6 protein-coding genes are annotated in these 7,257 nt (G+C 53.0%); 3 read left to right on the top strand and 3 right to left on the bottom strand.

Features of this window, described 5'->3' with window-relative positions:
- Positions 1 to 205, bottom strand: a 205-nt coding sequence (locus AAF564_24720) for a hypothetical protein (protein MEM8488773.1), incomplete at its 3' end; no start/stop codon positions are given.
- A 67-nt stretch (positions 206 to 272) separates the two neighbouring features.
- Between AAF564_24720 and AAF564_24725 the strand changes: the two genes are divergently transcribed.
- Together AAF564_24725 and AAF564_24730 are read left to right on the top strand one after the other, a co-directional pair.
- A complete protein-coding gene (locus tag AAF564_24725) occupies positions 273 to 2,594 on the top strand; it encodes a CHAT domain-containing protein (protein ID MEM8488774.1) in 2,322 nt (773 codons plus the stop codon).
- Positions 2,595 to 2,928: 334 nt separating this feature from the next.
- Positions 2,929 to 5,400, top strand: coding sequence for a TonB-dependent receptor (locus AAF564_24730; GenBank protein MEM8488775.1), 2,472 nt, complete (start codon positions 2,929 to 2,931; stop codon positions 5,398 to 5,400).
- Positions 5,401 to 5,605: 205 nt separating this feature from the next.
- On the opposite strand, the gene nfi is transcribed toward AAF564_24730, so the two are convergent.
- Positions 5,606 to 6,268, bottom strand: a complete 663-nt coding sequence (gene nfi, locus AAF564_24735) for a deoxyribonuclease V (GenBank protein MEM8488776.1) — start codon at positions 6,266 to 6,268, stop codon at positions 5,606 to 5,608.
- Between the two features lie 20 nt (positions 6,269 to 6,288).
- Between nfi and AAF564_24740 the strand changes: the two genes are divergently transcribed.
- Positions 6,289 to 6,960, top strand: coding sequence for a hypothetical protein (locus tag AAF564_24740; protein ID MEM8488777.1), 672 nt, complete (start codon positions 6,289 to 6,291; stop codon positions 6,958 to 6,960).
- 113 nt (positions 6,961 to 7,073) lie between these two features.
- On the opposite strand, the gene AAF564_24745 is transcribed toward AAF564_24740, so the two are convergent.
- The coding region (locus tag AAF564_24745; GenBank protein ID MEM8488778.1) for an integrase core domain-containing protein at positions 7,074 to 7,257 on the bottom strand (184 nt) is incomplete at its 5' end.

The raw sequence follows: 7,257 nt of genomic DNA on the forward strand, positions 1-7,257 counted from the left end.
CGACGCGGTACAGCGCGCGGTTTCGATTGCCGAGGACTTCCTGGATGCGGGCGATATAATACTCACCCCAGGAATCGTCAAATTCGGTGTCGTAAAGCGAGGCAATCAGGCCGGTAGCTGTACCGCGTCGAACGCGCCCTCGAAAAAGACTTGCTACATGTAATCGACCCCGACCCCTGGTTGACTGACCTTCGCAACGACCCACGCTATCAAACTTTGCGGTCAGACTACCTGAACAACTGATTTTCCACCCACTTTATCACCATAGTGCAATGCCTGTATCAACTAATTCCGTCGAACCTTTATCTCTCGAACCTATATCTGAAATCAAGTTCACCAATTTCGCTGTTCGCCTGCGTGATTTTGATGGACAATTTTTCAATGCCGAAGTGACCAACTCTCCCATCGGACGCATGCGGGAGCCGGTATCTGTGCCGTTTAACGCCAACGTCATCCCATACGTGCGCAAACTTTCAAACCCTGAACTGCAAGGCGCTATGCAGAACCACGAATTAGTGACAATGGGCGAAATGCTTGGTGACATGATACTTCCCATGAACGTACGGCGCATGTTCATCCAATGCTGGTCGATGGTGTATGGTTGGCAAATTGAGGAAGGGAACGAAGAAAATCATGGGATACGATTAATGCTTGAGCTGGATGACGAATTCCTTAATACGCTACCGTGGGAGTACATGTACCTGCATGAATACCATCATATGCGTGGCCTGGCGCTAGACTGGGATAAAGCTGGTGACTTCGGAGTGCTAGACGAAAAGGACACCCTGACAAGAGACCGTGGCTTTCTGGGGCTCCCACCAAATCAGCACGAAATTAAATGCGTCCTTAAGCTGAAGAAAACACAGCTTAAGGATCGCCTCAAAAAACAACTTGTTAAAGAATGGAAAGGGACACTGCCTAAAGACGCCTGGCTCGAAGCATGGCTCAGTAAATGGATGGACAATCGAATGAGCGCTCTTCGCCCCAAAGCAGACTTGATATCGGGTAAGCCCAAATCGAAGCTTAAAGAAAGAGAATTGATCACCTGGCTGGAAGAAAGACTTGAGGAAGACCTGGTTACCAAGCAAGCTGAGCGATCGCACACCGCCCCTTTTATTTCCATTGTACGCCATGAATCCTTTGTGGGACGTACATCGGAGCGCAAGCCAAACAAGAAAATAAGGGCCCTTATTGCGTTAGCCGAGCCAAGTGATTTCCGAAATATTGAGACAGAACTGGAAATACAGAATATTTTGTCTGCAACTCGAGGAATAGTGTCCTCCGATACATCTAACAGCAACGGATCCCAAGTACCTGTAGAAGAACCGCCTTGCGGCCGGCATTTCAGCATTAATGACAAACTAGAGATCGACGTACTGTGCAACACAAGTAGATCATCGTTGCAAAGCAAGCTCGACAAAACCAGAGGAGGACTCGACATCCTTCATTTTAGTGGACACGCTGACGTTATCAACAGCACCCTTGTCGATAAATACAACCGCATCACGTTTATTGATGAGGAATCCGATGCAAGTATGTTTGACGCATCCTTGTCGGATGAATCAGGTGCCCGAGGCACCGGCTTCACACGCGGCACTGGATTTACCAGAGGTACAGGCTTCACGCGGGGCACTGGCTTCACCAGAGGTACTGGGTTCACACGCGGCACTGGCTTCACCAGAGGTACTGGATTCACACGCGGAACTGGCTTCACCAGAGGTACTGGGTTCACACGCGGCACCGGGTTCACCAGAGGTGCCAATGGTGAAATCGATTTATCGTCACAGTACGATGATCTCAACGCCATTACCGAACGCCGGCAAGGTATGATTCTGCTTGAACAGGGAAACCGCCAACACCTGTGGCACGAACATGAAATTGATGCACTACGCGAAGAATATCGCGGATTCCGGCGGCCCAAGAACCGACTCCTTCACGATTTCCTTGACTTTCTTTGGGACCACCACCCAAAACTCGATGCCCTCAGGATTTACCTCGTGCAGTCTGAGCGCATTGAGGAAAAAAGCAAAATCTATGAAGATGCAAAAGCTGCCTGGGAGCCGTTTCAAGTACTTACAGAATCCCTTTGGGAAAAGATGCCTGATCTACTGCGGCTCAATGTAACGCGCTGGGAAGCCGGCACACATGACGTCGTGTGGGCTGACGAATTGGCGCGAATGGTAATGGAGCACCATGAATCTTTGCGGCTCGTGATATTAAACGCCTGCATGACGGGCCGGGAACGTGGTCGCGACTTCATGTCGGCGGGTGTTTCCACGACCTTGCTAAAAGCCGGCGTACCGGCTGTTGTAGCAATGCAGATGAGCATTAATGATGAAGCAGCCATTGCCTTTTCATCAAACTTCTACAGCAATCTAGCACGTGGCGCTACCGTTGAGGTAGCCGTGGCCATGAGCCGTAATAATATTGCGGCCAAAGGTCTACGCGATCAAGAATGGGGCATTCCGATTCTGTATGTCCGCTCAGCGACCTCTGCAACTACCTTGACCCCACAGGTCAAGGTAAAAGCTTTCCAGTCGTACGAAATGAAGGTATCACCACCCAAAGTTTCGGAAATTGTTGTCCAACCCTAAGAACACAAATGCCAGAAGACGTCCGAAAAAGACTTCCCTGGCGCGCACCCAATCTCAATCCCCAGATCATAACGCACCTACACCGGAGCCCAATAAGGAATCCGATGCGGGTGACGAATAGCAATTCCTAAAGGTTGAAAGTTCAGGTTGGAAGTTGGCGTGCTCCTTGCATACCAACTTTCAACCTTAAACCTGTAACGTTCAACCGTCTCCCAGAAACCAACCTTCTGGAACGACGTATTCCAAGTCACCACAACCAAATTCTTGAGTACACGCATAGATCACTGATACTACCTTTTTTCTGAACCAACACTGACTCGGAAGTAGTTTTAGTATGCTGCGTGCATCTTTGCTCATATTTTGCCTGTCCCTGCTCTTCCCGTGCGCTCCGCTCTTCGCGCAAAACTGGGGGACCCTCGAAGGCCGTATTCTCCAGGCATCAACCAACCAGCCTATTCCCGGCGCTACCGTTATCGTAAACGGGACCAACTTCGGTACAGCCGCTGATGCTGATGGGTTTTACACCATGCGCCTGCCGGCCCGCTCGTACGAAGTCGTCATCCGCGCATTAGGTTTTTCTACGATTGTAGATTCAGTCCTTGTCCGCCGCGACATAGCCAATACGTACGATTACAAACTGGATGAGGAAGCCGTCAAACTCGATGGCATCACGGTAGAGGACGACGCTGCTTTTAATGACGCCGGCGTCTACGAGCTCGACCCGGAGACCATCCAGAAAATCCCCGCCCCCCTGAAAGACGGCTTCCGTGCCCTGAAAGTGGTGCCGGGTGTTGTGACCAACAACGAGCTTTCCAGCCAGTACTCCGTACGTGGCGGTGGATTTAATGAAAACCTGATTTTCTTCAACGGGTTTGAAGTCTACATGCCTTTCCGCCCCCGCCAGGGAGAACAGGAAGGCCTTGGGCTTTTTAATCCGGAACTGGCTGGCCGGATCACCTTTTACACGGGCGGCTTCCCGGCGCGGTATGGGGGCAAGCTCTCATCCGCCCTTGAAGTGGATTACCGCCGGCCGGAAAACGAGCCTTTCCAGGGATCGGTCTCGCTTTCCTTGCTCGATGCCACAGCCACCGCGTCTTCTTCAGCGCTCAATGGCCGGCTGGGCTGGATTGCCGGCTTTCGCAAAGCCCGCGCCCGCTCCCTCTTCAGTTCGCAAGAGCTCAAAGGCAACTACCAGCCTGATTTCCAGGATATCCAGACCTTCATTTCCTACCGGCTCACCAACAACACCGAACTCGAATTACTCGGCATCTGGGCGGACCATACCTTCCGCCTCGACCCCAGCAACCGCCGCACCTTCTTCGGCACCGTAAGTACCGATCCACGCGTACCCAATAACTTGCAGTCGCTGTGGCTAGATTTCAACGGCCAGGAACGCGACGGCTACGAAACGCGCTTTGGGGGCTTCCGCGTCAAAAACCGGTTCTCCCCCCAGCTTACCGCCTCACACGACGTGGCCTACTTCAAAACCATTGAAGAAGAAGGCTTCGACATCAGTGGACAAGCCGTGCTGTACCTTGTAGATCCAGGCGGCAACCCGAACAACAACGAAGACTTTATCACCACGGGTATTTCGCGCACAGAAGATTTTGCAGCCAACCGCATCGAAGTGGATACCTGGACGGCGCAGAGTCGCTGGCAATACAGTACCAGGCGCCATGCAGCAGAAGCCGGCGGTTACTTCCGCAGCCTCGCATTTGACGATGAGCTCAGCGAAAAATCGGTTGTAATTGGCCGGGACCAGACGGGCGATGTGGTCCGGATTGTTGTCGACAGCCTCGACGGAACAGCAAACTTCGACGAAACGCAAGCCGGCTTCTACGTACAGGATGCCGTCGACCTCCTCGAAGAACGGGGCAAGTTTGTCGCAACCGTTGGCCTGCGCACAGATTACTTCTCGTTCAACGAAGAATGGACCCTCTCCCCGCGCCTGTTGATGCGGTACCAGCCCAACGAACAGATGACCTACACGGCATCCTGGGGCATCTACCACCAGGCACCAACGTACCGAGAATTGCGCGGACAACCCGATCCAGCCATTTCGCTCATCAATACCCTCAACCGGGACCTGGTGGCGCAGCGGTCGATGCAATTTGTGGCCGGCGTGGAACGCTTCCTGCCAAGGTCGCGCTTCTACCTCCGCGGTGAGGCTTATTACAAAAAATTGAGCAACGTAATTTCGTACGACATCGAAAACGTTCGCGTGGTATATTCCGGAGAAAACGACGCAGAAGCATACGCCTATGGCCTCGACTTGCAGCTACGCGGTGAATTTGTACCCGGCCTCGAAAGCTGGGCCAACTACAGCTTCCTCGTAACCAACGAAGACTTCCTCCCTGAATTCTCCGACGACTTTAAAGACGGCAGCAATCCACGCCCGAGCGATCAGCGCCACACGGTGTCCATCTACGTGGCAGATTACATCCCTGGCGACGACAGTTGGAAGCTGCACATGCGTACCCTCTTCGGCAGCGGCCTCCCCTACACGCCCCCCATCGAAGGGGAACGGATTGGTAATATCATCACCCAGGTGCCCGGCGAGCGGTTTTCAGACCGCTACCAGCGCTACTTCCGCTTCGACATGGGTGTGACCAAAGAGGTGGTCATTACCAACCGCGCCAACGACATCCCGGTAAAACTGGAGCTGACAGGTGAAATCCTCAACGTGTTCGACATGGTGAATACTGTCGCCTATTCATGGATCCCCCGAAGTGACGGCATCTGGACCCGCATCCCAACACGCCTGACCCCGCGTACCATCAACGTACGCATGGCAGTAAAATTTTAGCCCCCCCCAACTCCCCTCTAGAGAGGGGACAGTCCGATAAAGTCGGACAGGGGTGTGTCAAAACCGCCGAGAAACCTCAGCATCAACAAAAAAACAAACCGATAAACCAAGCGCCCCCCAAACCTCCCCTCTAGAGAGGGGACAGTCCGACAAAGTCGGACAGGGGTGTGTAGCACCCGCTAAAGAAACAAAGCACTGTAGCCAACTAAACACGCTTGCTAAGTTTATGCGCCAACCGCGTCGGCTCAGGAATTTTATAGCGCGTCGTACAGGCAAGGGTTAACCGAATAGCGTCATCCAGGGTCATCAAATGCCCCAGACTAACGAAGACAGGCTTCACCTTGTCACGCGTCCGAACGACGCTGCCAATAATTTCGCCTTTGTCCGTAAGCGAACTCAGGCTGCCTTTTGCAATACCGGGTTCGGCGTAACGACCGATATACCGGGTTTTGGCGACGCCAAATGCCGGCCTGTCGAGCAACACGCCGAGGTGGCAGGCAAGTCCAAAGCGCCGCGGATGCGCGAGGCCCTGGCTGTCGGTCATAAACACGTCGGGCGCAACCGACAATTTTTCGAGGGCGGGCAGAATCGCCGGCATTTCGCGAAAGCTGAGGAGTCCGGGAATGTAGGGAAACTGTACGGTGCCCTGCCACGTGACTTCCTCAACAACTTCTAGCGAAGGCAGCGCAAGCACGGTGATTGCCGTCTGCAAAGCCTTGCCTCGAATACTGACATCGACGCCAGCGATGGTTTCTATTTTGCCGGTCAGCGGTTCAACCCGAACCTTGCCGGCAAGATCACGTTGTATCGCAACGGCTGCTGCAGATGATACCTGCCAGGGATGGGCGTGATGAAGATTAACTTGCATACCTCAAACTACAAATAGCTGTGATCAAGGCAAACTACATAGGGATGGTGTTTTTGTGCTTCTGCTTCGCGCTGCCGGCGCAGGCCCAAGACAGTCCGATGGCACCGCCAGCACCCGCAGCGAAGTCCGCACAGAAAGCATTTGCACTGAGCCTGATCTTGCCGGGATGGGGCCATCGTTATGCCCAAGATGGATCATGGCGCGGCCGCGCAACGCTGCATGCCGGCGCAGATCTCGGGCTGTGGATTGGACTTGTATCAGCAGAATGGCGTAAAAACCACTTTATCCAGAGTTACCAAACGCTAGCTGCCACCAGCGGCAACGCGATTATAGAAGGAAAAGACCGCGCGTTTTACCTGAACCTGGCGTCATTTCAATCTTCAGATGAGTACCTCACCTTCCAGCTCCGCAACCGCGCCTGGGATCGCATCGATTATGTTGATGACCCAGCCTTTCACTGGAATTGGGATACCTCAGACGACTTCCAGCAATTCCGCGAGTTAAGAGAAGACGCAGAGTCGCTCAGCCGCCGGCGTTCGATATTCATCGCCCTGCTGGTAGCAAACCGCGTCCTGGCCGGCCTCTCAGCCATTCAAGCTGCAAACAAGTCGAACGTACAGCTGACTGCATCTTTTAGCGCCCCACCATCGCATAGACAAGTACCGGTGCTAAACCTAGGGCTAAGGTTTTAGCCACTGGCTCAAGGATTGTTGATTGGGGATTTTTGATTGCTGATTCCTGAATGGGATGACATGGGTAAAACAGCCTACTACCCTGTCAAGTCCTGAAATAGGTTGACAGTAAATTAGTGTATAGTTTGTGATTTAAGCCCAGTTCGGTAGACCTGATCGGGTTTCCGATAGCCGAGTGTTGTATGTGGACGTTCGTGATTATAGAGCCAGACTGCCTCTCGTAATGCCTGGCGTACTTGCTTGAGGTTGATAAAGCAACCATCAAGTCCATATTCCAGTTTGAGTATGCCATTGACC

The sequence above is a fragment of the Bacteroidota bacterium genome (assembly GCA_039111535.1).
Lineage (GTDB): Bacteria > Bacteroidota > Rhodothermia > Rhodothermales > JAHQVL01 > JBCCIM01.

What these genes read in the sequence shown, in the direction of transcription:
- nfi (MEM8488776.1), bottom strand. Translation starts at nt 6,268, where the DNA reads ATGCAAGTTAATCTTCATCACGCCCATCCCTGGCAGGTATCATCTGCA.
- AAF564_24725 (MEM8488774.1), top strand. Translation starts at nt 273, where the DNA reads ATGCCTGTATCAACTAATTCCGTCGAACCTTTATCTCTCGAACCTATA.
- AAF564_24730 (MEM8488775.1), top strand. Translation starts at nt 2,929, where the DNA reads ATGCTGCGTGCATCTTTGCTCATATTTTGCCTGTCCCTGCTCTTCCCG.